This window comes from Candidatus Woesearchaeota archaeon, from assembly GCA_018303425.1.
In the GTDB taxonomy this organism is placed as follows: Archaea; Nanobdellota; Nanobdellia; order Woesearchaeales; family JAGVYF01; genus JAGVYF01.
Genome location: JAGVYF010000007.1, coordinates 1 through 22,935 on the forward strand (window position 1 = coordinate 1; position 22,935 = coordinate 22,935).

The 22,935-nt window shown below is 32.1% G+C and carries 24 protein-coding genes; 13 read left to right on the forward strand and 11 right to left on the reverse strand.

Going from position 1 to position 22,935, the window contains the following annotated elements:
• The first annotated feature begins 386 nt into the window (after positions 1 to 386).
• The 3 genes from J4418_01730 to J4418_01740 are packed head-to-tail and all read left to right on the forward strand — an operon-like array spanning position 387 to position 1,635.
• A complete protein-coding gene (locus J4418_01730; GenBank protein ID MBS3112778.1) occupies positions 387 to 896 on the forward strand; it encodes a hypothetical protein in 510 nt (169 codons plus the stop codon).
• Between the two features lie 9 nt (positions 897 to 905).
• Positions 906 to 1,115: a hypothetical protein gene (locus tag J4418_01735; protein ID MBS3112779.1), complete on the forward strand. Its 210-nt coding sequence runs from the start codon at positions 906 to 908 to the stop codon at positions 1,113 to 1,115.
• Between the two features lie 4 nt (positions 1,116 to 1,119).
• Positions 1,120 to 1,635, forward strand: coding sequence for a hypothetical protein (locus J4418_01740; protein ID MBS3112780.1), 516 nt, complete (start codon positions 1,120 to 1,122; stop codon positions 1,633 to 1,635).
• Here the strand turns inward: J4418_01740 and J4418_01745 are convergent.
• Entirely contained in the window at positions 1,616 to 2,464 is an 849-nt protein-coding gene (locus J4418_01745) for a hypothetical protein (protein ID MBS3112781.1), read from the reverse strand. The genes J4418_01740 and J4418_01745 overlap by 20 nt on opposite strands.
• A gap of 104 nt (positions 2,465 to 2,568) precedes the next feature.
• On the opposite strand from J4418_01745, the gene J4418_01750 reads away from it, so the two are divergent.
• Positions 2,569 to 2,898, forward strand: coding sequence for a hypothetical protein (locus J4418_01750; protein ID MBS3112782.1), 330 nt, complete (start codon positions 2,569 to 2,571; stop codon positions 2,896 to 2,898).
• A gap of 5 nt (positions 2,899 to 2,903) precedes the next feature.
• Positions 2,904 to 3,758: a radical SAM protein gene (locus J4418_01755; protein ID MBS3112783.1), complete on the forward strand. Its 855-nt coding sequence runs from the start codon at positions 2,904 to 2,906 to the stop codon at positions 3,756 to 3,758.
• On the opposite strand, the gene J4418_01760 is transcribed toward J4418_01755, so the two are convergent.
• The 7 genes from J4418_01760 to J4418_01790 form a co-directional block, all read right to left on the reverse strand.
• Positions 3,751 to 4,383 (reverse strand): DUF1461 domain-containing protein, encoded by a 633-nt coding sequence (locus tag J4418_01760; GenBank protein MBS3112784.1) that lies wholly within the window; start codon positions 4,381 to 4,383, stop codon positions 3,751 to 3,753. The two genes, J4418_01755 and J4418_01760, sit on opposite strands and share 8 nt — an antisense overlap.
• A 1-nt stretch (position 4,384) precedes the next feature.
• Positions 4,385 to 5,518: a radical SAM protein gene (locus J4418_01765; GenBank protein ID MBS3112785.1), complete on the reverse strand. Its 1,134-nt coding sequence runs from the start codon at positions 5,516 to 5,518 to the stop codon at positions 4,385 to 4,387.
• Positions 5,519 to 5,738: 220 nt separating this feature from the next.
• Positions 5,739 to 7,400 (reverse strand): tRNA uridine(34) 5-carboxymethylaminomethyl modification radical SAM/GNAT enzyme Elp3, encoded by a 1,662-nt coding sequence (locus tag J4418_01770; protein MBS3112786.1) that lies wholly within the window; start codon positions 7,398 to 7,400, stop codon positions 5,739 to 5,741.
• A 75-nt stretch (positions 7,401 to 7,475) separates the two neighbouring features.
• Entirely contained in the window at positions 7,476 to 9,221 is a 1,746-nt protein-coding gene (locus J4418_01775) for a M3 family oligoendopeptidase (GenBank protein ID MBS3112787.1), read from the reverse strand.
• Complete coding sequence (locus tag J4418_01780; protein ID MBS3112788.1) at positions 9,205 to 10,269, reverse strand: sodium:calcium antiporter; 1,065 nt, start codon at positions 10,267 to 10,269, stop codon at positions 9,205 to 9,207. The genes J4418_01775 and J4418_01780 overlap by 17 nt, the downstream gene beginning before the upstream one ends.
• Positions 10,259 to 12,937: a calcium-translocating P-type ATPase, SERCA-type gene (locus J4418_01785; protein MBS3112789.1), complete on the reverse strand. Its 2,679-nt coding sequence runs from the start codon at positions 12,935 to 12,937 to the stop codon at positions 10,259 to 10,261. Before J4418_01785 ends, J4418_01780 begins: the two co-directional genes overlap by 11 nt.
• Positions 12,934 to 13,098 carry a hypothetical protein gene (locus J4418_01790; protein MBS3112790.1) on the reverse strand — a complete coding sequence of 55 codons (165 nt, stop codon included), beginning with the start codon at positions 13,096 to 13,098 and terminating at the stop codon, positions 12,934 to 12,936. Before J4418_01790 ends, J4418_01785 begins: the two co-directional genes overlap by 4 nt.
• A gap of 223 nt (positions 13,099 to 13,321) precedes the next feature.
• Between J4418_01790 and J4418_01795 the strand changes: the two genes are divergently transcribed.
• The 4 genes from J4418_01795 (at position 13,322) to J4418_01810 (ending at position 15,985) form a co-directional block, all read left to right on the forward strand.
• Complete coding sequence (locus tag J4418_01795) at positions 13,322 to 13,945, forward strand: methyltransferase (protein ID MBS3112791.1); 624 nt, start codon at positions 13,322 to 13,324, stop codon at positions 13,943 to 13,945.
• 218 nt (positions 13,946 to 14,163) lie between these two features.
• Complete coding sequence (locus tag J4418_01800) at positions 14,164 to 15,060, forward strand: DUF4349 domain-containing protein (protein ID MBS3112792.1); 897 nt, start codon at positions 14,164 to 14,166, stop codon at positions 15,058 to 15,060.
• 136 nt (positions 15,061 to 15,196) lie between these two features.
• A complete protein-coding gene (locus tag J4418_01805; GenBank protein MBS3112793.1) occupies positions 15,197 to 15,457 on the forward strand; it encodes a DNA-directed RNA polymerase subunit L in 261 nt (86 codons plus the stop codon).
• A 42-nt stretch (positions 15,458 to 15,499) separates the two neighbouring features.
• Complete coding sequence (locus J4418_01810) at positions 15,500 to 15,985, forward strand: AMMECR1 domain-containing protein (GenBank protein ID MBS3112794.1); 486 nt, start codon at positions 15,500 to 15,502, stop codon at positions 15,983 to 15,985.
• A gap of 77 nt (positions 15,986 to 16,062) precedes the next feature.
• Here the strand turns inward: J4418_01810 and J4418_01815 are convergent, their stop codons facing one another.
• Positions 16,063 to 17,763, reverse strand: coding sequence for a putative Ig domain-containing protein (locus J4418_01815; GenBank protein ID MBS3112795.1), 1,701 nt, complete (start codon positions 17,761 to 17,763; stop codon positions 16,063 to 16,065).
• Between the two features lie 212 nt (positions 17,764 to 17,975).
• Here J4418_01815 and J4418_01820 point away from each other — a divergent pair, with 212 nt between their 5' ends.
• Entirely contained in the window at positions 17,976 to 18,161 is a 186-nt protein-coding gene (locus J4418_01820; protein MBS3112796.1) for a hypothetical protein, read from the forward strand.
• Positions 18,148 to 18,891 (forward strand): hypothetical protein, encoded by a 744-nt coding sequence (locus tag J4418_01825; protein ID MBS3112797.1) that lies wholly within the window; start codon positions 18,148 to 18,150, stop codon positions 18,889 to 18,891. The genes J4418_01820 and J4418_01825 overlap by 14 nt, the downstream gene beginning before the upstream one ends.
• Positions 18,892 to 18,902: 11 nt before the next feature.
• Here the strand turns inward: J4418_01825 and J4418_01830 are convergent, their stop codons facing one another.
• Positions 18,903 to 20,114, reverse strand: coding sequence for a U32 family peptidase (locus J4418_01830; protein ID MBS3112798.1), 1,212 nt, complete (start codon positions 20,112 to 20,114; stop codon positions 18,903 to 18,905).
• Between the two features lie 187 nt (positions 20,115 to 20,301).
• Here J4418_01830 and J4418_01835 point away from each other — a divergent pair, with 187 nt between their 5' ends.
• On the forward strand, positions 20,302 to 21,219 hold the full coding sequence (locus J4418_01835; GenBank protein ID MBS3112799.1) for an IS5 family transposase: 918 nt from the start codon (positions 20,302 to 20,304) through the stop codon (positions 21,217 to 21,219).
• 48 nt (positions 21,220 to 21,267) lie between these two features.
• Entirely contained in the window at positions 21,268 to 22,617 is a 1,350-nt protein-coding gene (locus J4418_01840; protein MBS3112800.1) for a 4Fe-4S binding protein, read from the forward strand.
• Here J4418_01840 and J4418_01845 read toward each other — a convergent pair.
• Positions 22,614 to 22,935, reverse strand: a 322-nt coding sequence (locus J4418_01845) for a hypothetical protein (GenBank protein MBS3112801.1), incomplete at its 5' end; no start/stop codon positions are given. The genes J4418_01840 and J4418_01845 overlap by 4 nt on opposite strands.

Consider the following 22,935-nt stretch of genomic DNA (forward strand, 5'->3'; position numbering starts at 1 on the left):
AATTAACTATTTTTGAATTTACCTCGCCGTAATACCCCACAGCTTGCTGTGGAATGAGCGAAGCGAATGGTGGGATAGGCGAGGTTATATCGTTTTATTATTCTAATTGTTTTAATTTTATTTAGTTTTTCAGTCAATGCTATAAATTCATTTGATGTGGATTATAAAGTTTAGGTCCACGCCAGTTATGATGCAAACTTAGTTGTAATTTATTGTAAACTTTATTAACTTGAGAAATAATTTCATTTTGTGTATATTTGTTCATGTTTTTCACCAAAAAAACTATGGCAGTATACACTTTTATTCTTTTCGAAACAGAACTCGCCAATGAAAACCTTTATATATACAAAATATTTAATTTAGATATATATTGAGGTGAATATAATATGAATAAGAAAGGAGATTTATCATTATCTGTTAATACTATAGTAATTATTGTTTTAGCAATTACATTATTGGGTCTTGGATTAACATTTATCCAGACTTTAGTCGGGGGAGCAGCTGATAAAATTGGGGGGTACATTGATGTCGTAGATCTAGCAGAGAAGCCGACTTCATCTAACCCTTTAGTTGTGCCAAGGGAGTTAGAAGTTAAATTAAATTCAAACAAGAACGTTAATATTGGTTTTTATAATAAAGGTCCAGCTTCAGCAACTAACGTTAAGCCAATACTCGATGAATGTATAACATTAACAGATGACACAGCTGATGGGACTATCACTTTAGTTTCACTTAAAAAAGATTCTGTCGCTCCAAGTGAAAGTCAAGGATATAAGGCAGTCTTAACTGTTGAGGACGTTCCTGAAGGAAACTATATCTGTACATTGACAATGGAAGCAAGTTCAGATGAAAGTAACCTGCCAAGTACAGATTTTTACCTAAATGTTATATCATAGGTGGTTATAATGAAAAAAAGATTAGCCCAAGAACATCAATTTGAAATATTGCTTTTAGTGCTTGATAAGGTATTATGGCTAGGTTTTGGTATTATGACATTTGGTCTTTATAAGATGACAAGTACAGGCATTGTAAGTGAAGGTTTAAACTATCTTATTGCAGGTATAATATTATTAACAATATTTGTTTGGCTATTAATTAAAGAATATCATTTTTAGAAATATGATAACAAAAAAAGGGATGGAATTATCAATTCAATTTTTTGTTCTTTTAATTTTAGCATTAGTCATTTTTGGTTATTCTATTAGTTTTATATATGAATTATTTAGCCAGGCTTCAAAACTCGAAAGCATGGCATTTGACCAACTCGATAAACAAGTAGAATTAATAACTTGTGGAACTCAGCAAGTATGTCTAGGCACTGCAAGAAAAACAATTACAAGGGGTTCTTTTAAGATTTTTACAGTTAGAGTTCTTAATTCGAGAAATGAACAATCTGACTTTTCAATGGTGGTTGAAGATTCAGGTATAAGGCCGGAAGGAGCAGGATTCCTGTATTTTAAACCGAACTCCAGGGATTTTACACTTGGGGCTGGCGAAATTAAAACTGTGGGTATCGGGGTTGAAGTGCCTGCAACAGCAGTTTCAGGCAATTATGTATTAAATGTGAAAGTTACTTCTGATAATTTACAATACGGGGGTTTGCCTGCGTATAAGATTAACGTAATAGTGCCTTAAAATTTTTGAGAACCTGGTTCTTTATTTCATCAGCTAAACTATTATCTTTATTGAGGATAAGTTTTATTGAACTAGGTTTTTCTAAAACATTTTTTAATAAGTTAAGTTTATCACCTTTTTCTAAGGCTTTGCCCATTGCAAGCTTTAACTTTTCCGGGATAAATAACTGGATAAAATAATCCCCAAATACGAGCGTATCATTCGGCAGATATTCTTTAAGGTTTTGCACGTTTAAACCCATTTTTTTATAGAATTCTTTAGCATTCTTTTCAAGCAATGAATTTCCTTTAAACATAAAATAAAACCTGTGTCCTCTCTCTAATAATTTTTTGTAATAATTATATTCTGCTCTTAAATAATATATTGATTTCCACTCGTGGCTTACTTTGCAACAAATTATATCATTTTTCTTTTTGGTTAGATAATTTTTCATAAAATAATAAAGATATTTTTCAGCGTCAAATATAGTTTCAAAGTTAAGAATCATTATCTCCTTACCCGAGTTTGCTTCTTTTAGCCCAAATCTCTGCAGTCTTTGTTTTGTATAATAATTAGTTTCAACAATGTCTGTAAATGATTGGACTTTTTTGACCCATGCGATATTTATCTCATATTTTCTCTCTTTTGATTTTAATACTGATAATTCAGTTAATTCTTTTACAGCCTTATATACTGATTGATAACTTCCTGAATAATTATACTCCTTTTTTATTGCATAATAAATCTCTCGCAAGCTAAGCGACCATTTATTTGTTAAAATGTTAATAACTGCATCTTTGCTTGTTTTGGGTTTATTTTCAAGATCAGGGATTAGAATTTCAAATGCCATCAAAAATAATAATTTGATTAAATTATAAACCTTTTGGTTTATTTTTAATTAAACCAAAGGTTAATCATTTCTTTTTTGATTAAGTTATTCAAAGGTGATATATTATGAAAAGAATGATAGTAGAAGGAATGGATAGAGATAATGTAGGGTTGAATTATTTAATTGATGTTAAAAGCTACAGATTGGGCCTTGTTGGCAGGATTGATTCTGAAGGTAATTTTTTTCAGGGAAATAATCCGAGATCAATTGAGCAGATTATTAAGGGTGGAATTGTTCCGGAATCAACACAAACAATAATTATGGAAGATGGCAGAGTTTATAGTTGGGCAGAACAGGATAGGCTTAAGGCAACATTAAATGATTTAAAATCTGCCTGCGGATTTGAAAATGCTTATAAGCTGATTCAACAAAATCCTTCTAAATTTTATAGGTAAGCAAAATGAAATTTCCTTGGCACAAATATAATGAACTTGAATTGGAGAGGAGAAACACTCTCCAAGTTTTTATTACAAACCGATGTAATTTAAACTGTTCAGGATGTTTTGCCAGAAACATGATGGAAGATAAGCAGCACATATCTTTGGAAGAATACAGAACCGTTTTAGTTGAGTTTATCCGAAAAGGCGGAAAACAGATTAATTTATTGGGGGGGGAACCATTTTTGCATCCAAATTTAAAGGAAATTCTCAAGCTAAACGAGAAATTTAAAATAAAGACCACAATCTACACCAATGGTTATTTCCTAAATCAATTAACAAAAAAAGATTTATGCAATGCAAAGTTAAGAGTTTCAATATACTCAAAAAATAAAAACAAAGGCGTGGAAAATATCCCTAAAACTGATTTAAAGTTTGATGCTAACTTTATGGTTTCAGCAATTACAACCGTAGAAGAATTAGTGGAATGCGCGGATTATGTTGAAAAAAATTGTGACTGCAAAACTTTTTTTATTTCTAGCATTAGGGAGCTTGATAATCCGAGACAAGAATTCTTCGATGATACAAAGATTACAATGCCAGTTATTAAGTATAAGGAATTAGTGCATGATTTTTTAAAAAAATATGACGGGAATCTGAGAATTGATATTTCAAAACGCGGAGTTTTTGAAAGCGCAAAAACTTTGCCTGATACAAAATGCAGGTTTGCTAATTATTTTATCGGCGGTAAGATTATTCAATGTCCGTTTGATATTGCAAATCAAAAATTTCAAAATGGCTACGAGTTTAACATTAGGCCTTGCCAGCACAACAATACCTGTTTAATGTCAAAGATTGTTTTAGAAAAAATCACTTAACAAGTTTCTTAGGCATGCATTTCCATGAATAAAATAGACCTGTAAGTGATAAACCTCCGAATGTTAAAAAGATATTTTTTACAATTGCAAAAAAAAATTCGTCCGGAAACATTCGTTTCATATTGCTTACAGCAGGATCAAACATCCATGTGCCTGCTTTAAAAAAAATTTGATGGAAATATATAAATGCAGTCTCAAATAAAGGTATAAGTAATAATATTGCTCCAAATAAAATTATAGATAATAAAGAGCCCTTCATTAACAGCGCGTAAAAATCATTTTTTACAATGAAGATTCCAGTTAACCACATAACTGCAAGGAAAATTAATAGGTTAGTTCCCCCCTGCATTAATACCCTGACGTCGCGAAGATGCTCTTTTTCTGCCCGATTATAAAAATTGTCTTCAATTAAATTAGAACCATCTTTCAGATAGTAAATCAGTTCACTATTCTTAATATTAAGTTCTTCTTTAGTTAAGTCAAAACCAGAATAGACATCAAATTTTTCAAATTGATTTTGAAAATATGCATCGTTATACATCCAGTAATAAAAACTTGAAAATAATAAAATTAACGGCAACGTGATTATCATATACCATTTAACAAATGCATTATTTTTGTTCATCTTATTCAATTTTAACCGGTAAAAACCTAAGCTCAACTTCCATTTGGTCATATGTAGGATATTCCTCAACAATTGCTCTTGTATACTGCTTAAAAATCTTCACAAGCCTGGGGCCAGTAATGATTCTTAGCTTTAAAGAATCAATTTCGAGCATATCATCCCTTATGTTATACTTTTTTTGAATTTTTTCTTTAAGTATTTTTAGCTTTTTTAATATTTCCTCTTTATTGGCTTCTTGAATCTTTTTTCTATATCCTGCGCCAGGCCTAAGTTCTCTTAAAAATATAGCGCCCCTAACTAATGTGCCTTCCGGGGTTACAATATCAAATTTTCTCTTTACAGTTTTGGCCGTTCGTTTTATCCTGTTAGAAAGTTGAACTTTATCCTTTAATTTAGATGTGCAATAATGTACAATTAACTTTTTATCACTGCAATATTTTAATAGTCTTATTGCAAGTTCTTCGCTTCCAGATATTCCGTAGGAGACATCATCTTTTACTGCCAAATCTCTTCTTCCAAGCTCAGCAGAGTTTGTTTCTGAAATTTCAAGTTCGTTCAAATTCAAAAATTTAATTTTTCCATCTAGGTAATCTATCATTTGTTTTATCTCTTTTTCTTTGCCAGGCACTACCGGGATTTCAACACCAACATCCCAGCCAAAGTCTATGGCCTGTTCAATTTTAACCCATTCATTGGGTTTATCAAATTCTGGATGAAATCTTATTTCATCCAGTCCAGCTTTATATAATTTAACCATCGTTTTATGTGTCAAAAGCAGCAATGGTGTATAAAGATGTATATGAAAATGTTGTCCATACTCTTTTTTTAACAATTCAATATAATGTATTGTCCTATCAAGCTTTGATAAAGGGTCTCCCCCCGTAATTCCGCAACCGCGGGCGCGCATACTATTGCATTCAGCGAGTAATTCAGAATCTTCAAGGATAGGCCGTTCATTGGCCCAAACTTTGTCTTTATTCTTTTTTTCCGTAGAAAGTGGACAATAATAACAATCTTGGCCACAAATGCCTGTAACAAACATAACTAATTTTTTACCCTGTACGCACATATTACAACCTCTACAAAGATTGCCAACACACTTTGAATAATATTTAGTGTTTTCTATTTTTGACATATAACTTAAAAACTAAATCTTCTATATAAACTTGCTGAATAATAACTGCTTAAGTGTCCCAATTAAATAATAAGAACACTGATTATTTGTTCAACTCATTTTAACAGCAGGGTCCAGAAATAACTTAATAAATCACCCTCCTGGCTGCAAAGATATTTGATTTCAGGGTTGAACAGATTTTAGACGCTAATTCGTGCATCTAATTATGAGGGGAATTTGGTTATACCATTTTAATTACATAAGGACCTTCTTTTTTATACCCTAATTTTTTAATATAATACTGGCGCGCACCAATACCGGATATAACTACTACTTTGTTTCGTCCATAAGATTTAATTATTTTTTCTGCAGTTTTCATTAATTTTAATCCTAGCCCCTTATGTTGAACTTTACCTTTATCACCAATTTTAATTGCTTCGCCATATATATGCAATTCCCTAATTAAACCGGCGCCTGAAGTAATTTCACAGCGCAATGATTGGGAAGGAAATCTAAGCCTGCAAAAACCCAATAAACAATCTCCTATATCTGCGGATATAAAAAATTCTTTGCCATGGGATGCGTCATATTCTTTAATATTAATTTTAACATGGCCAGAAATTTTTCCATTAGGCTGCCTGCACCTTATACATCTGCACTTAATGTTATTCTCCTCCATGATGGAAGCAACATATTGCCGCAGGTTAGTTTTATCCACTCCGGCAGAAGTCATATAAGTGGGAATATCGCGCTGCACTCTCATAATTCTGCAATATTCCGGAACATATCTTTTAAATTTGGCAATAAGCAGAGCTGCTTCTGAAGTTGTTAATGGTTTAAATTTATTAGCTTTCCATAAATTATATAATTTAGTTTCCGGCATTACCATGCAGGGATAAATTTTTAACATATCCGGCCTATAATCAGAGTTGCTAAACAATGACGCCATACCTGAAAAATCCTTTTTTGGATTAAGTCCGGGTAAACCCGGCATATAATGAAAGTTTAATTTAAATCCCAAATCTTTTAATGCGCGAATAGATTCAATATTATCAGCCACAGTATGTCCGCGGTTAATATATTTTAAAGCAGAGTCATAAACTGACTGTATTCCTATTTCAACTCGCGTAACGCCCAGGCTGAGCATCCTATTACCATGTTTAAGTTTGCCATAATCCGATCTTGTTTCTACAGTCATGCCGATACAACGCACAAACGCTTTTTCATTTTGTTTCTGTTCTTTAATAAGTGTGCTGCGACCCTTCAGTTTTAATATTTTTTTATGAACACTTTCAATCCTTTCTTTTGAGCCTATATTTCCCGGAAGTTCAAAAAACTGTTTAAACTCTAAATAATCAACTTTACCTCTTTTGATAAACAGCGCAGAAAAATCGTTCATTGCTTTCAAAGCATACATCACAAAGTTTTTTTGGTAATTAAAGTTAAAACTTGGGAATGTGCCCCCCATTATTATCAATTCAATTTTATCAAAATTGTGTCCTGTTGCAATATACTGTTCCAGCCTGTTAAATACTTGTAAATATGAATCAAAACAATTTCGCAATGCCCTCATTGCAGCAGGTTCTTTCCCAGTATAAGATTGCGGGATGCCTTTGGAAACATTGCTAGGACACATTATACATGCGCCATGCGGGCATTTCTCTGGCCGGGACATAATAGCTATAACTGATACTCCCGACATTGTGCGCGTTGGTTTATTTTGCAGAATTTTTAGTTTAGGAATATCTTTATTAGCAGCATGCATTAGTATTTCTGTATCAGTTGGCGGCCTTTTTAAACCATATTTTTTACATAATTGATTTTTTAATTTAGATAGCTTATTCTTGTCTGGTTTTTCTTTTTTCAGGATACAAAATAGTTCATTATAATAATCTAGGGGCATACAGCCTATATACGCAGTTTTATTTATAAATCTTGGTGTTAGGCAGACCTTTTTGTATTTTTTCGGCAAGTGGATTTACTTAATCAATTTTTCAAGTTCATCAACTTGTTGAGCAACATAATCAAACCCCTGCTGCCAGAATTTTTCAGATGCAGGATTAATCCCGAGTTCATGAAGAATCTTTATTGGGGGCATTGAACCCCCCTGAGATAACATTCGGATATATTTAGGAATAAATGATTTTCCTTCTTTCTTGTACATTTCATAAAGCGCAAATACCATTAAATTTCCAAAGGCATATGCATAACAATAGAATGGAGAAAAGAAAATATGCGGGACGTATAACCATTCATATTTAAAGTCTTTTGGTACATTTACAGCATTTCCAAATTGCTCTTTTAAGTTTTTTAAATAAATTTCGCATAATTCTTTAACAGTGGCGCCGTTGGCAACTGCTTCATGCGCATCTTTCTCAAAAATTGTAAAAAATATTTGTCTTGCGATAGTTGCATATATATCGTCTAATTTTGAACATAACATATGGATTTTTATAGATCTATTTGTTTCATGTTCAATTAAACTTTCGCTTAATAACATTTCTCCAAAAACTGATGCAGTTTCAGCAAGAGGTAAAACTGGATGAAATGCAAATATGTTCTGTGAAGATGCCAGCATTGAATGCGCTGCATGTCCTAATTCATGGGCAAGTGTTGCTACGTCTCTTGCAGTGCCAGTATAATTCATTAAAACATAGGGCGTATCCTTTGGTCTTATGCTTGCACAAAATGCGCCGCTTTTTTTTGTAAGTCTTAATTCAGAGTCCAGATGTTTTTCATCAAGGACTTTTCTAATTAATTTTTCAATTTCAGGGCTAAACTTTTTGTAAGAGTCAAGAGTAAGGATTACTGCCTCATCAAACCCGTACTTACGCTCAGCTTTTCCGGCAGGAGCATAGAGATGGTACCTGTTCATTTTTTTAAGTTTCATTAATTTTGCCTTCAACTTAAAATATTTTTGGAAAATAGTTACATTTTTTTTACAAACTTTTAATAATGTATCAATTATATTATCTGGAAGGTCATTTGAAATATTTCTAACAGTTAAGGGGGATTTATAACCTCTTAAAGTGATGCACTCGTTTTTGTAATCTCTTATAACGGTTTGATAAATATATCCTAACTCAGAATCATATTCTTTGTATTTTTCAAGCAATAGTTTATACGCAAGTTCTCTCTTTTTAGGATTTTTATTTCTAACATATATACTCAATTCACTTTCAGTCTGATTTTTACCTTCGAATCTATACTTGAATCCTGTTTTCAGCATTTCATACAGGTCCACAAGAGTACCTGAACCAGTTGAGTCTTTAATGTTAATTATTTTTTCTTCCGCCTCAGTTAATGTATATGGTTTTAACTGCCGGCTTAATTTTAAATAATATCTGTATTCCTCTGCATTCTTCATTAACCTTTTTGCATTCTTTGTATCTAGATCTTTCCACCACAATGAAAAGAAAATTAATTTATTGTCAAACCCAGTTAAAATATCATCAATCTTGGATTCTAATGCTTTTGCTTCTTGAGATTTAACGTCAGCAGACGTCCATAAACTAGGAAATTGAGAAACTAACGAAGAATTTTCTTTAATTTCTTCTATTAATTTGATAATTGAGATAAAATCTTTTTCACTGAGAAAGGGGTTTAATTTTTTTTTATAAGTTTCTACTTTTTTAACTAATAATCTGGTTTTATTAAGTATTTTATCAATATCTTTAGGATTTTTAATTAAATCTTTCAAATTCCATTTAATTGATTGGTACATTTCTCATCACCTTTATCTGCACAATTAAAAATAGGATATATATTCCAACCAATAAAAATCCATGTTTTTTTGTAATTTCTTTATAATTAGTAAACAAGAGTATCAGCGCAGTTGTAAACAGCAATACCCCTCCTCCTATCAAGAAAGTTGTTATATCAAATATAATTGGGGCCATTGTTGCGCCTATTCCCAAAACTAAAAAATAATTAATCACTATTCCTCCAATTAAATTTCCTATCCCTATTTCAGTAACTCCTTCTAATACCGATTTTATCCCTACAATTAATTCAGGTGTTGTAGTTCCAAGCGCAACTAAAATTAAGCCTATGGAATAGTTTGGCACATTAAGTTTTGTTGCAATTTCACTTGCGGCGTATACCAGCCATCGCGCGCTCAATAATAATGCAGTTAACGTCCCGCCGAAAACAACAATATCTTTCCATATATTTTTAAATTTTACGCTCTCCTTTATTTTTCCAGTTTTGCCTTCTTTTAGTATCATTACAATTAAATAACCTGTCACTCCAATTAATAGTATTATTCCGTCAATTCTGGAATATTTTCCGTCTATTCCCAGGCCAACAGCAAATACCATCATTGCTAAAATGATAGCAACGGTTTTTTGTATAGATTTGTCAAATTTTAGCTTGCCTCCGATTATTGCCATCAATCCAATAATTAAGGACATATTCAGGATGCATGCCCCAACAACGCTCCCTAATACTAAATCGCCTTTACCTGCAAGTGAAGCAAAAATTGAAGTGCTAATATCTGGGAAAGCTGTGCCTATTGACACGACAACAAAACCTATTAAATAATCCGAAATTCCAGTTTGTTTTGCATAATGCGATATTGCAGTAACCGCGTAGTTTGCTGACTGGACGATTACAAACATTGCAATTGCGGCAATAATAAACAGCCTTATTAATATGCTTGTTTCGGAAAAACTGCTCGTTATAAACTCTAAAAGCAATAGAAAAATCAAAGTGCTTCCTGCAATGTACCAGCTTAATCCCCAACTGTTTTCTTTTTCTAAATTATGCGCCATTTTTTATTATATTATGTTTAGTTGAGTGTTTTCTCATTATTAACTTTATTATTTCAGCAAGCACTAATACTGATGATGATGCTAAAGTAATAAATATCCAATCATTAAAAGTTAATTTTACAACTTTAAATAATTTAGCCATAATTGGTATATAAATTATTGCTAATTGCAAACTTATTGAACATATTATAGCGACCCATAACCAACGATTTGAAAAAATTCCTTTTTTAAAGATAGATTCATTTTCTGATGTTGAATTAAGAACATTAAACATTTGGAGCATCATTAAAGTAGTAAATGCCATAGTTTGGGCATATTTTGCGTTGATTGAAGGGTTTGATTTATTGAATATTGTTAATGTAATTATCATCATCAACAATGCAATTGATGTCATTGTAATGATGTTGTATGTTGTCATAAGATGTTCATTTTTAGATCTTGGTTTTTTTTCCATAATATTTGAATCTGGCTCATCAATCCCCAGCGCAAGCGCAGGCAGTCCGTCCGTAAGCAAATTAATCCATAAAATTTGCACTGCCACTAACGGCACAATTATCCTGCCTGTTTCGTCATAAAACCCGATAATCATTGCTAAAAATATTGTTAAGACTTCTCCCAGATTGGAAGAAACAAGATAAAATACAAACTTTTTGATATTATTATAGATGCCCCGCCCTTCTTCCACAGCATTTACAATTGAATTAAAATTGTCATCTGTCAATATCATCTCCGAGGCTTCTTTTGCAACATCTGTGCCTGCAATTCCCATTGCAATGCCTATTTCTGCGCGTTTCAATGCCGGAGCATCATTTACGCCATCCCCTGTCATCGCAACTACATGTCCGTGTGTTTGTAAAGCTTTTACGATTCTAAATTTATGTTCGGGGTTAACTCTGGCATACACCCCTATGTGTTCAACTTCTTTTTCAAGATTTGCAGTATTTTCTAAATCCATGCCGGTTACAGCTTTGCCTTCAATATTGAGTTCTCTTGCTATTGCAATTGCCGTATCTATGTGGTCCCCCGTGATCATTACAACTTTTATACCTGCTTTTTTGCATTTTTCGATTGCAATTTTTACTTCTTCACGCGGGGGATCAATCATTGCCTGCAATCCTATAAAAATTAAATCTTCTTCATTATAGTTTCCATTTACTTCTTTAAATGCGAACCCTAATACACGCAAAGCCTTATTTGCAAAATGTTTGTTATGTTTTTCAATATTAAGCCTGTCATCACCTGTTAGTTTTCTAATATCTCCATTGACCATTATTCTTGAACACTTGTTAACCACATTTTCAGGTGCGCCTTTTGTGTACATTATATCTTTGCCATTTTCTTTATGGGTGGTGCTCATCATTTTTCTTTCAGAGTCAAATGGAATTTCACTTATGCGGGCATATTTCTTGTCTAACTTGCTTTTTATAATGCCTGCTTTTGCGGCAGAAACAATTAATGCACCTTCAGTGGGGTCTCCTAGCACTCCCCCGTTTAATATTGCGTCATTGCACAAAACTCCGCATTTAAGCAATAATTTAAAATTTTCAGGGTTTGACGAAAACTTTCCGTCTTGATCATACCCTATGCCTGTTACATCTATTTCTTCATTATTCGCATATATTTTTTGCACAGTCATTTCATTTTTAGTTAATGTGCCTGTTTTGTCTGAACAAATCACAGTGGTTGAACCCAAAGTTTCTACAGAAGGAAGTTTTCTGATTAAGACATTTTTTTTAATCATTCTTTGCACACCCAGCGCTAAAGAAATCGTTACGACTGCTGCAAGCCCTTCCGGTACAGCTGCAACTGCTAAAGCAATAGCTGTTATAAACATTTCTTCTAATGGCGTGCCTTTTAAAACACCTATAATAAATACAATAGCTACGACTGCGAGTACCAATATCCCCATCCATTTCCCTAATTGTTTAAGTTTATCTTGAAGAGGGGTTCGAGTTATTTCCTGGTTCTCAATCAATTGCGCAATTTTACCGATTTGTGTGGATTTTCCCGTTGCGCAAACAATTGCTTTTCCTCTACCCCTAGTAAGTATTGTTCCTGAAAATATCATATTTTTCTGGTCTGCGATTTCCAGATCAGTTTTTAGCATTTCACTTATTTTTTTAACGGGTGTTGATTCTCCAGTTAAAGTGCCTTCTTGAGCTTCGAGCGAAATTGCTTCCATTATCCGTGAATCTGCAGGTATTTTTTCTCCGGTCTCAAGCAATATTACATCTCCGGGCACTAGTAATGAAGCATCTATTTTTGTAGCTATTCCTTCCCTTAATACATTAGCCTGCAATCCTGTTAATTTTTTTAATGCTTCAATTGACTTTTCAGCTTTGTATTCTTGAAAAAATCCGAGTATTGCGTTGAGTAATAATATTATTCCAATGACGGCTGCATCAACATAACTATCAAATTTGTCTGTCTGATTTTCATATAAAAAAGCTAGAATTAAAGAGATTAAAAATGCTCCGATTAAAATATAAACTATGAAGGAGTTAAATTGTGAAAGAAAGATTTTTAGCGGAGAGGTTTGTTTAGTTCTTTTAATCTCATTTTTGCCATAATGCGCTAATGCAATTTTTGCTCTTTTATTAGAAATACCTTCTGATGATGATTGAAATTTTTTATATAATGATTCAATATTAGATTGGTAGAATTTCAATATACTCCCCTCTCTTTATTCTTTTTTTCAAAATTTACTTGTTGTTGGATTAAGAATTCTAGCCCATGGCTGCGATTAGCAAAAACTCTATCATCTACTTTTTTATCAAGCCATTTCAGTAGCTCTTTATCAATAGTTATAGTGATCCGTTCTTTTGCCATTAATTACCTCTTTAAAAAAAGTTGCTAAAATACCAGGACATGGTCCTGGCAATGTTTAGCAATTTGGCGTATGTAATAGTTTGGCTTACAAGGCATCGAGCCCTGCACTGTTTCATACTACTACTTACTATTACATATAATTACATACTATTTAAATTTTTCCGTATTTCGGAATATATATTTTACCACAAGGATTAAATAAACCTTAAAATCCGTAAAACGGATGGTAAAATCAAAAGCACAGTTGGGGATAGAATTATTCAAACTCCGTGGATTTTCTAATCCGGATGTCAATCTTGAACAATATCAAACAGATTCCGAAATTGTTGCATCTATGCTTTGGAAGTGTTATATGGATAATAACATGACATCTGTTGCCGATTTAGGTTCCGGAACCGGAATTATAGGTTTGGGGGCAGCTTTACTTGAACCATATCAAATCATTTTAGTAGAAAAAGATTCAGGCGCTATTGAAATATGTAAACAAAATCAAGCTAAACTTGAAGAAAGGTATGGAGAGTTACCAATTGAGTATGTAAATTCTGATATTAAAGATTTTAATACGCAAGTTGACACAGTTATAATGAACCCACCTTTTGGTGTTCAAAATGAGCATGCTGACCGGGTTTTTCTTGAGCAGGCAATGAAAATTGCTAATAATATCTATTCATTACATAAAATTGAATCTAAGCAATTTATTGAAAAATTTGCTAAAGACAATAATTTTAGTGTCAAGGAAATTATTGAATTTGAATTTTCTCTTAAACCGACTATGAAATTTCACAAACAAAATGTTAAGAAAATTAAAGTTGGTTTTTGGTATTTAAAGCGCAAGCGCTATAATTAAAAAAGTTAGCAGAGTTTAATGAAACTAAGAATGATATTTTAAGCAAAAGCTTTGATTTTATTTATCTTAAAAAATACAATGCAATTGATACTAATTTTTAATTTAATTTTCTTATTAAGTTTATAAAGACTTTAATTTAAATTGTAGCTTAAACAAAGAATTTATATATTAAAAATATTCTTATTCTTAATATTCTCAATTATTAGGAGGTTATTAGTATGGCATTAAAAAAACAATTAAACACAGTCAAAGAAAATTGGTTAATCATTTTAGTATTAGCAGTTTTATTCTTCTTGCCAACAATTTTAAATATTGGCAATTATAATATGCTTGGAACAATCCAAGGCATACCGAATGATATTGGTTATGCAGTTGGAGAAAGCATGAATAAAATGGTTGGTTCTTCTTATCCTGGTTCTTATTATCCAATACTATCAGAAGATTTTAAACCTGAAATTGAAGATAGGGTTATTACAAAATCCGCAAACTTGAATACTGAAATTGAATTTGGCACATTTGAAATAAACGAACAAAAAGTGAGAGAAATTATTAAATCAAGCGGTTCATTCTTGCTGAATGAAAATATTAATAAGTATGAATTAGGGTGGAAAGAATATTATAATGGCTATTATCAAATCAAAATTGAATCTTCAAAGTTTGATGCAGTTGTTTCACAGTTAAAACAAATTGGCGAAGTTAAATCTTTCAATGAAAATACTGAAGATGTAACTGGAACATACACAGATCTAAAAACAGAACTTGATGCTGAGAAAGGCAGACTTCAAAGATATCAAGAGATGTATAATGAAGCTACAAAAATTGAAGATAAGATCAATATTAATGATAGAATCTATAACCAAGAACGTACTATTAAGTATCTTGAAGATGCTATTAACAACATTAACAAACGTGTTGAATATTCGTCAGTATACTTTTCAATGAATGAAGAGCGTTCAGAGTATGCAGACATTGCTCTAGTTAAATTATCAGCTCTAGCAAGACAATTAGTTGACAGTTTTAACAACTTACTTACGTTAGTATTCTGGGCAGTCCCTTACGCAGCAGCATTATTACTAATCTTCTGGGTAAAAAAACTCGTTAAAAGAAAGAAATAAACCTTTTTTATTTTTTATATACTTTCCAGAATAATTGTTTTTATAAACTAGATTTATCTTTTAATTTTGGGAATTTGAAAAATTATTGTAAAAAGAATAGTAACTTTTATAAATAAAACCCTAAATCTAACAACATATGGAAATCAGAGTAATAGAAGAATCAAAAAACAAGATAGTTTTTGAACTTAAAGGTGAAAATCATACATTTTGTAATGCATTAAAAGATATGCTATTGAATGAAAAAGAAGTAAGCATTGCAAGTTATAAAATTGAACACCCTTTAATTGGTGAACCTGAATTTATTATTGAAACTAAAGGTAAAGAACCAAAAAAAGTTCTTGAAATAGCCGCTAAAAATCTGCAGAAAGAACTTGCAAGTTTTAGAAAAGCTTTCTGATTTTAAACAACATTTTTAAACTTTAAATTCTTATTTCTTATTATGCATGAATTATTACAGTTGGCTAGGTCAGCTATAGAGTTTGAACTTAGTAACCAAAAGTTAACTATACCGGTTAGTTTCAAATCTTCATATAATCATGATTTTGGCGTATATGTGATTTTAAAAGAGAAAGGTGTAGAAAGAGGCGCATTTGGATTTCCTGAAACCTCTTTGCCGTTATGGAAATCTTTACCACAGGCAGCTAAAGCTGCTGCGTTCAATGATCCGCAATTCCCCCCTGTAACAGAAATGGAGCTAAGAAATTTGCAGATTGAAATATATTTGCTATCTAAACCAATACAATTTATAGGCTTGGGTTTTGAACTCGACGATGCTATTATGATTGTTAGTTACCAGGGCGAAGCGATACTTCTTCCTAATTTAGCTAAAACAAAAGAAGAAGTTTTAGAGTTATTGCATGAGAAATTAAATATTACCGATTTAAATTCTAATTATTATAAATTTAAGACTGAGATAATCAAATAATTACTGTCTTTCGGTGTAATTTACTATAAATATTAATTAGTAAAGAAAAATAAAAAAATAAAAAAGTTATGCCTTAGTTAAAAGACAAACTTGATCAATAACAAAATTAAAACAATTGTTAAAACAATAACCAATCCGCCTAACAATACCATATATCCTGTGGTGTCCTGTATTGTATCAAAGCTTTCCAATTCAGGAATAACTGTTACAGCTGGTGTTCTGCCAGTGATGTCCTCAAGACCGGTATTAGGTTCAACTACTACTACTTCTTCTTCAACTACTGGATTACATCCTTCAACATGCAGTACTGCGGTTTTAGAGTCTGTAAGTTCATTCCTATCATAGTAAGTTGTTATTTCAATGTCATAATCACCAGTTTTAACATCATTTAAAGGAATTAAAACCGTTTTTGTTTCATCGTCTCTTGAATCAAGTTCTATGTCGTAACCGCTCTTGTACAAGTTAAGTTCCGGCGCTTCTACTTTGAATGCAATTTCTTCTTCATTTTTATTACCTATGTTTAATAAGGTAAATTCTAATGAAGCTGAAGTTTTACAAACGGCAGTTTCAGGGGTTAATTCTAAGTCAGTAACTATTACTTCATGAGAGTCTTGCTCAACCTCTAAATCTACTTTGTATTTAAGACCCATTTTTGCACCATTTTCATCTTCACCAAAAAGTGTTAATGTTAAAACATAAGTGCCTTCTTCAACATCTGCTGGATTAATTAAAAATGTAATTGTTTCATCATCACTAACTTCTTCAGCGCCTAAATCACCAAAGTCTATGTCTTCGTCAACATCTAGATCATTATCATTAATTACAGCAGTAAATTCGATGTCTTCAATGTCAAGGTTTGCATTGTCACCATTGTCATACTTGTTTTCAACTCTAACCTGGATTTCAACTTCATCATTTGGTTTTATGTCTTTGATTTTTTCATCATTTGAAGTTATTTTTTCATTTTCACTTCCAACATAAACATAAAGTCTGTCAAATTGCAAGTTGTTTTCTGCTTCCATGTAGAAATTTGAAACAACATTAGCAACATCTGCATTTGTTGATGCAAGGGTTAATGTGCCCAATAAGTTTCTTCTATCTTCAGAGTCTGCCCTTGTTGGGAAGAATGAAGGTAAATTTTTAGGAACATAACCTTTAATCGTTACTGTAACTGATTGATCAGCAGCTAAAGTAATGCCATTAGGCGCATTTGTAAAGCTGATATCATAGGTATAGCTGTAAGCTGTATCCTTTAAAGCAGTTAATGTAACGCCAGTTATGTCTAAATCACCATTGTTAGTAATTGTGAATTGCCTTTCAGTGTAAACTGCTTTCCTGTCTAAATCGTCAGCTTCAGGGTTGCTTCTGTATTGGTTGCTTCCACCAAGTAAAACATCTTGTGTGATGCTTAAAGGTTGAAAATCAGATACAATAAGCACAAAATCTGTTGAATCTGTTAGATCGTCTAATGGGTTTGCTGGAGTTCCCATATCATCTATTACAGTATAAGTCATTGTATATGGACTATTTACTGCATCATTGTAATCAGGGGTCCAAGTAAATCTCCTGGTTGCCGTATTAAAAGTAGCACCCGCTGGTAAACCAGTTAAAGCATAAGTTGCAGTACCTATAATATTTGTTGCTGCCTCTAATTCTGAAGATATGGCTGTACCTTCATTTGCAGTTAATGCAACATTATTAAGGGTTATAGCACTTATACTAACACTTAAAAATATCATAGCCAAAGCCATGAATAAAATTGTTTTTAGCGCTTTCATTATAACATCCTCCGTTATCTATTATATTAATCTATAGATTACTACTTCAAAGTGGTGTCTCTTTTATAAAGTTTGTCATTTTATAGTATCTAATATAGAGTATTGTGTACTAATTAACAAAACATTTATAAACCCATATCGCCAAAACGAATATTAATAAAATATTTTCTGGCAAAAATGAGGTATAGAAAAATAGTCTAAAATACAATACCATGAATCAAGAAATGGAAGGAATAAAAATAAGAATTGCTGAAGTTAAACCTATTTTAACGACTTTGGAATGGGATATTAATAGGGATCAAATTAATCCAGGCAAATTATCTTATTATAAAGGATTAAAAGCAGAATATGACGGATTAATTGGTAAACTAAGAGAGCTGCAAAATGAGGATAACTGATAAATTAATCCACGAAGTTGTAAGTTCAGTGGCCGGAGAAGACACTGTCCCCTTAATATTTGCAATAAAAGATAAAAAAAACGTTTCAGAGTTTAAGATAGCTGAAATGCTGAAAGAGCAAATAAATATTACCCGAAATATGCTTTATAGGCTTCTTGATCAAAACCTTGTAAATTTCATCAGAAAAAAAGATAGGCAGAAAGGATGGTATATTTATTATTGGACATTTAATCCTAAAGAGATTAGATTTTTAACTATAAAATTACAGAAACAAAGATTGCATGGTTTAATTGAAAGATTAGAAAGAGAACAATCTGCGCAATTTTTTAATTGTCCCCAAGAATGCATCAGATTAGATTTTGAGAGGGCAATGAACTTTGAGTTCAAATGTCCTGAATGCGGTTCAATAATTGAACAGCATGATAATGCTAAAGATATTGAGGATATTAAGAAAAAAATTATCGAAGTTGAGGATTTCTTAAAAATAGAACTTGCGCCTCTCCCAGTGAAATCTGTAAAGGCTGAAAAAGAAAAAGTTTCTGCAAAGAAAGCTAAAATTAAAAAAGAAGCAAAATCCAAAACTATCAAAAAACCTAAAAAGAAAAAAGCCGTAAAAAAAGTTAAAAAAGCTAAAGTAACAAAAAAACCTGCAAAACCTAAAACAGTTAAAAAAGCAGTAAAAAAAGTTCTTAATAAATTAGCCGCAAAAATTGTTAAGAGATCCAACTGATCAAAAATCGTTTATTCCTTTTTAATAATAAAAACCTTGTCATTAACTCTTGCAATAAAATCAAGTCTGATGCCTGCATTTTTCCCTTTTTCGATTTTAGAGATTTGCCGGTTATTGATTTCCATTGATTTGATTATCTGTTCTTTAACTCCGGTTGTTGGGCCAATTACCATTAACCTGTCGCCAACGTTTAAAGATTCAGATTCAACATTAATTTCTGCAACATTCACTTTTTTAAAATAATTTTTTATTAATCCAATATATCTCTTTTTTTCAGTAGCTCCACTGCCATATAAATCTGTAAAATCTTTTGCAGTTGGTAATCCCATGTAAAAACCTGTTGAGAATTTTCTATTATAAACCGTTTTTAATTTAGTAATAAGTTTCTGTCTTGATTCATCACTCAATTTCTGCTGCGAATCCAGTTTATCTAGAGCTTCGCGGTAAACTTCAACAACGGTTTTCACATATTCAGGACTTCTGGAGCGCCCTTCTATTTTTAGCGCAGATATTCCTGCATTTTTTAGTCTGTCCAGAAATTCGACAGTGCAAAGATCTTTGGCAGACATTACATAGTTATTATCTATTTTTAACTCATCCCCTGTTTCAAAGTCTATAATTTTATAAGCTCTTCTGCATGGCTGCAGGCAATCGCCGCGATTTGCAGATTTACAAAACAAAAATTGTGACATGAAACATCTTCCAGATATTGCAACGCACATAGCCCCGTGTCCAAAACATTCGATTTTAACATATAATTTATCAGATTTAATCTTTTCAGAAATTTTTTTAATTTGTTTTAAGGATAGTTCGCGGGCAAGCACGATTCTTTTAACGCCTAAATCTGCATAAAATTTTACTGTTTCAAAATTAGCAACTGATGCCTGTGTTGATAAGTGTATTTCTAATCCTAATTCATTGCATAATCTAATTACAGCATGGTCCCAGCAGATTATAGCATTAACACCAGCGCTTTTAGCGCTTTTTAATATTTTACGAACTTTATCATGTTCATTTTCAAATATAATTGTGTTAACGGTTAAATAGGCTTTTACATTATTCGAATGGCAATACTTAACAATTTTTTTTAACTCATTTAATTCAAAACTTTTAGCATTTTTACGCATATTTAATTCTTTAACGCCGAAGTAAACACTATTGCAGCCTGCTTCAATTGCTGCAACAAGCATTTCTCTATTTCCGACTGGCGCCAAAAGTTCCATTATCTTCTTGAGAATATATCTACTTTTTAATGGTTATGGTGAATTTAATTATTCCAATGTAGTCATTATGTGTCCAAATAAATAGAAGGGCTAATATGAAACCCTCATTCTAAATTAGAAAATTATAAATATCACCGTCGTCTATAAAATGTTGATTAAGACAGTTTTGTCGACGAGGTGATATTCAATGAAAATAATACAAAATAAGTATAAAAAAGTTTCGGATTTATGCTATGAACTCTTTAAAATCGCAGAATTACCGCTTTATGCTTCAAAATTCTCAAATAAGCTATATTCGCAGTTTCAACATCTTTTTATGTTAATATACAAGCAATTTCGTAGATTTACTTATGAGGAATTGCTTACTGATATAGCTAGCAATAAAGAATTTAAAGCATATTTGGGCATGAATAAGATTCCGCATTACACAACTTTGATTAAATTTGCTCAAAGATTACCTTGCAAAATCTTTGACAAATTGGTATTAGCATTCAAAGGACTAATACCAGACCCTAAAAAAGTAGCAATTGATGGAACTGGTATTAGTCTTGACAATGCAAGCCTGCACTATTGCAAACGAATTGGAAAACCCGCAAAGAAAAGACCATTTATGAAAACAACATTTATAGTCGATATTGAAAACTATTTTATCTTACTGGTTAAAATGAGAAAACGGGCAAGACACGATACAAAAGATGCCAAACCAATGATTAAAAAGCTTGCAGAACATTACAATCCAGAGATACTTTATGGAGATAGAGGATATGATTTCGAGGAAATTTTTGAATTATGTTTTGAAACTCTTAATGCATATCCCTTAATCTTACAAAAAAATTTAAATGTTCCTAAGTGGCGACGTAGTGGAAGGTATAGAAAGGAAACTTATGACGTTTTTGACTATGGTGAATATCTACAAAGGAACAAGATTGAAACGCTAAATAGTATGATTAAAAGAAGGTTTGGCAGTAATGTAAAATCTCATAAGGATAAACTACAAAGAGTTGATATTTATAGCAGAGTAATAGCATTTAATATTGATAGAATGTTACGGATGAGTGAAAAAATAATTCTGATATTCATCAGAATTATGAGGGTTTCATATTAGCCAAATAGAAGGCAAGATTTTTAAATAGAGAAATTCTCCTTAATTAAAATGGGGCATATCACTTCAAAAAACTATTTAAGTTTACAAGCAAGATTAGATAAAGCGCCGCAAGGCGCGCCAGATTCTGAAACTTTATTCAAAATTTTGGAGCATTTATTTACTGAGAAAGAGGCAGAGTTAGTTTCAAAATTACCAATAAGGCCTTTTACAATTGAAAAGGCGATGAAGATTTGGAACCTTCCCGAAGTAAAAGCTAAAAAAGTGCTTGATGGACTTGCCGATAAAGCCATTTTAATCGATCTTGCTAAAGATAGGGAGGAAAAAGTTTACGCGCTTGCGCCACCAATGGCTGGCTTTTTTGAATTTTCAATAATGAAAATGGGTGGCAAATTTGATAAACAGCTTTTATCTGAACTTTATCATCAATACCTTAATGTTGAAGACGATTTTGGTAAAAGAGTTTTTGCGTTATATCCTGCAATTGGGAGAACATATGTGCATGAAGATACTATCCAGCCAAAGGATAAAGATATTATACTCGATTATGAAAAAGTAACAAAATATATTGAAAATTCTGATTTCTGGGCGGCCGGTATTTGTTATTGCAGACATAAGATGGAACATTTAGGTAAAGTGTGCAAAGCAAGCATGAATGTTTGCATGTCATTTGGAGCGGTTGGAAGAAGTTTATGCAAAAGCAATGTTGCCAAACCACTTACAAAACAAGAAGCATTAGATATGGTAAAGAAATGCAGGGATGAAGGTTTAGTTCAGATTGGCAGTAACATGCAAAATGATTTCAGCTGGATTTGTAACTGCTGCGGTTGCTGTTGTGAAGCGCTAATTGCATATAAAAAGTTAGGTTATAACCCTAGGATTGAAACCAACTGGTATGCAGAGAATACTATTGACAAGTGTACTGCTTGTGGTATGTGCGTAAAAAAATGTCCAGTTAATGCTATAACTTTAGTTAAAGAGCCAAGAGATCCTCATACTTCGGAAGGAAGCAAAACATTTGCGAAAATTGATTTTGATAGATGTATTGGTTGCGGAGTTTGCACAAGATTTTGTCCTCCAAAATCTCTAAAGATGGAGAGAAGGAAAGAAACTAATTTTGTACCAATGGATACATTTGAAAGGGCAGTTTTGCAGGCAATTGACTCTAACACTTTGCAAAACTTAATCTTTGACAATTATCATTTATGGCAGTACGGTGTACTTAGAGCCGCATTAGGCATAATATTTAAACTTCCGCCAGTTAAATGGACGATGGCAAATAGACAACTCCAATCCCGATTTTTAACAGCTGTTGGCAACCATTATTATAAACAAAATCCTGAAATTTTTGGCGGAGTTAAACCAGATTATTCTCACCAGGAATTAAATAAAAAATATTAATTTTCTTTTGGAGTAAGTTCAATTTTATTAGCTGTAAATTGGTTGCTCTGATTATATTTTCCGGTTATAGTAACTCTATCTCCATTGTTAAAATTATCAGTTAATTCAGAACAAATTCTAATGTTTTTGCCAACGTAAGTGACCTCAAAACAACCTTCATCAATAACACCTTTCATAGTAACTTGACCATATAATCTAATTTCTTCAGCATATACCGGTTTTTCTAATAATTCTTGAACGCCAATAGTACCTTCTGGCTTGTATGGTCCTTTCTCGCAACCGGATAATATTGATGACACAAATAATAAAATAATTATT

Excerpts from the sequence above, each read along its gene's own strand:
- J4418_01730 (MBS3112778.1), top strand. The coding sequence starts at position 387 with ATGAATAAGAAAGGAGATTTATCATTATCTGTTAATACTATAGTAATT.
- J4418_01735 (MBS3112779.1), top strand. The coding sequence starts at position 906 with ATGAAAAAAAGATTAGCCCAAGAACATCAATTTGAAATATTGCTTTTA.
- J4418_01740 (MBS3112780.1), top strand. The coding sequence starts at position 1,120 with ATGATAACAAAAAAAGGGATGGAATTATCAATTCAATTTTTTGTTCTT.
- J4418_01745 (MBS3112781.1), bottom strand. The coding sequence starts at position 2,464 with ATGGCATTTGAAATTCTAATCCCTGATCTTGAAAATAAACCCAAAACA.
- J4418_01750 (MBS3112782.1), top strand. The coding sequence starts at position 2,569 with ATGAAAAGAATGATAGTAGAAGGAATGGATAGAGATAATGTAGGGTTG.
- J4418_01755 (MBS3112783.1), top strand. The coding sequence starts at position 2,904 with ATGAAATTTCCTTGGCACAAATATAATGAACTTGAATTGGAGAGGAGA.
- J4418_01760 (MBS3112784.1), bottom strand. The coding sequence starts at position 4,383 with ATGAACAAAAATAATGCATTTGTTAAATGGTATATGATAATCACGTTG.
- J4418_01765 (MBS3112785.1), bottom strand. The coding sequence starts at position 5,518 with ATGTCAAAAATAGAAAACACTAAATATTATTCAAAGTGTGTTGGCAAT.
- J4418_01770 (MBS3112786.1), bottom strand. The coding sequence starts at position 7,400 with ATGCCCCTAGATTATTATAATGAACTATTTTGTATCCTGAAAAAAGAA.
- J4418_01775 (MBS3112787.1), bottom strand. The coding sequence starts at position 9,221 with ATGTACCAATCAATTAAATGGAATTTGAAAGATTTAATTAAAAATCCT.
- J4418_01780 (MBS3112788.1), bottom strand. The coding sequence starts at position 10,269 with ATGGCGCATAATTTAGAAAAAGAAAACAGTTGGGGATTAAGCTGGTAC.
- J4418_01790 (MBS3112790.1), bottom strand. The coding sequence starts at position 13,098 with ATGGCAAAAGAACGGATCACTATAACTATTGATAAAGAGCTACTGAAA.
- J4418_01795 (MBS3112791.1), top strand. The coding sequence starts at position 13,322 with ATGGTAAAATCAAAAGCACAGTTGGGGATAGAATTATTCAAACTCCGT.
- J4418_01800 (MBS3112792.1), top strand. The coding sequence starts at position 14,164 with ATGGCATTAAAAAAACAATTAAACACAGTCAAAGAAAATTGGTTAATC.
- J4418_01805 (MBS3112793.1), top strand. The coding sequence starts at position 15,197 with ATGGAAATCAGAGTAATAGAAGAATCAAAAAACAAGATAGTTTTTGAA.
- J4418_01810 (MBS3112794.1), top strand. The coding sequence starts at position 15,500 with ATGCATGAATTATTACAGTTGGCTAGGTCAGCTATAGAGTTTGAACTT.
- J4418_01815 (MBS3112795.1), bottom strand. The coding sequence starts at position 17,763 with ATGAAAGCGCTAAAAACAATTTTATTCATGGCTTTGGCTATGATATTT.
- J4418_01820 (MBS3112796.1), top strand. The coding sequence starts at position 17,976 with ATGAATCAAGAAATGGAAGGAATAAAAATAAGAATTGCTGAAGTTAAA.
- J4418_01825 (MBS3112797.1), top strand. The coding sequence starts at position 18,148 with ATGAGGATAACTGATAAATTAATCCACGAAGTTGTAAGTTCAGTGGCC.
- J4418_01830 (MBS3112798.1), bottom strand. The coding sequence starts at position 20,114 with ATGGAACTTTTGGCGCCAGTCGGAAATAGAGAAATGCTTGTTGCAGCA.
- J4418_01835 (MBS3112799.1), top strand. The coding sequence starts at position 20,302 with ATGAAAATAATACAAAATAAGTATAAAAAAGTTTCGGATTTATGCTAT.
- J4418_01840 (MBS3112800.1), top strand. The coding sequence starts at position 21,268 with ATGGGGCATATCACTTCAAAAAACTATTTAAGTTTACAAGCAAGATTA.